This window comes from Polynucleobacter sp. 39-46-10 (genome assembly GCF_002282275.1).
This window is the reverse complement of the sequence record NZ_NCJB01000422.1, coordinates 1-1,771: the sequence shown is the minus strand read 5'-3', so window position 1 is coordinate 1,771 and position 1,771 is coordinate 1. Positions and strand designations below refer to the sequence as shown.

General features: G+C 47.1%; 2 protein-coding genes and 1 tRNA gene. All 3 read right to left on the bottom strand.

From position 1 onward, the window contains the following. Positions 1-13: 13 nt before the first annotated feature. Positions 14-89, bottom strand: a tRNA-His gene (locus tag B7X71_RS16390). A 64-nt stretch (positions 90-153) separates the two neighbouring features. Continuing rightward, positions 154-1,236: a tRNA dihydrouridine(20/20a) synthase DusA gene (gene dusA, locus B7X71_RS16385; RefSeq protein ID WP_293598533.1), complete on the bottom strand. Its 1,083-nt coding sequence runs from the start codon at positions 1,234-1,236 to the stop codon at positions 154-156. A 7-nt stretch (positions 1,237-1,243) separates the two neighbouring features. Beyond that, the coding region (locus B7X71_RS16380) for a pseudouridine synthase (protein WP_293601514.1) at positions 1,244-1,771 on the bottom strand (528 nt) is incomplete at its 5' end.

The following is a 1,771-nucleotide window of genomic DNA, read 5'->3' as shown; positions in this document are numbered from 1 at the left end:
ATGCAATATTCGGTGGGGCGAACGACGGGGCTCGAACCCGCGACAACCAGAATCACAATCTGGGACTCTACCAACTGAGCTACGTCCGCCACTGAAGACTTAGATTATAGCTTTTGAGCCAAAACCCTGTCAAAAATGGCTTAGATGAAGGGTTTAGGCGCTTTCAAACTCAAATGCTGCCCAATCGCCCAGGGTCAGGCTAGCATCAATAAAGAAGTCCAAAATGGCAGCCTTGCTTTGTACTTTAGCTAGGGCATGGTGATCAGAAAGGCGCTGACGCCAGTAGCGGGAACCTGCCCTGCCATGTGCCAGGCCCAGAATGTGGCGGGTGAATGCGCCAATATAAAAAGGCTTTCCTTTGGCTTGGCACTCATCAAACCAAGCTTGCACTTGCTTAACCAATGCAATCTGAATGCGATGCCATTCAGTTTCACTGAAGAGGTAGCCAGCCGCATCGCCATCGGTATAAATCATGTCATCCCAGCCCAAAAGCAATGCCGGGAAATGATACGCTGCCCTTCCAACCATGAAGCCATCAAAATCATCCCAGTGACCAGCAATCTGATCATTAGTTTCCAGACCACCATTGAGTAACACCTTGAGATTAGGAAATTGCTTTTGCGCATCTAAGCGAAGCTTGGCAGCCACTTCATAACGTAATGGTGGTTTGCTGCGGTTCTCTTTGGGAGATAAACCCTTCAGCACTGCATTGCGTGCATGAATGGTTACCTGACTAGCGCCCGCATCAGCCACAGCAAGAATAAAGTTCAATGCAAATTGATAATCGACCTCAGAGTTAGCAGCATCCATCGAATCCAAACCAAGCCGATGCTTAACGGTGATCGGAGTATCCACAGCTGCCTTCATTGCTTTAACGCAATCAGCAACGAGTTGTGGCTCAGCCATCAAGCAGGCGCCAAAGGCACCACGTTGTACGCGCTCTGATGGACAACCACAATTAAGATCAATCTCATCGTAGCCCCACTGCTGCGCTAACTCCGCAGCTTTAGCTAAATCAGAAGGTTCGGAGCCACCCAATTGAAGAACAACAGGATGCTGCTCTTGCGAATAATCTAAATGACGCGGCACATCTCCATGAATGAGTGCGCCGGTGGTAACCATCTCGGTATAGAGAATTGCTTCTTTAGTCAGAGAGCGATGAAAAGAACGACAGTGACGATCTGTCCATTCCATCATGGGGGCAACAGCTAAGCGCTTGGGTGTTTTTACAGTCATACCAATATCAAGCTAATACTCTCTGGGTCACAAAAGATCTCTCTTGCCCCGTTACCGGGTCTTTAAATTCAATCTCTTTTGCTAAGAGTTGCAGAGGTTTAGAAAAGTCCAAATCATACTCTTGATAAGGGGTAAGCACAGGGTAGATCTGATCATGCTCAATGGGGATACCCAAGCTATTGAGATGGCAACGCAATTGATGCTTCTTGCCACTACCAGGGGTTAAGCGATATTTAGCCCAGGGTTTATTTACCTCTATCAATTCAATCAAGGTATCAGTATTAGGCACGCCCTCCACCTCTTCCATTTGCAGAAAGTGTTCAGATTCTTCCAATCTACTTTGATAGGTCATTGGCAATTGGTTGATGAGGCAATCTGAATAGGGTGCGATCGCTTCATAGACTTTCTTGACTGCGCGATCTCTAAATAAATTTTGGTATTGGGCTCGCTCTAGTCGATTCACAGAAAAAATCACTAGGCCTGCCGTGTCGCGATCAATCCGATGAATTGGACTCAAGTCCTGAATCCCAGTTTT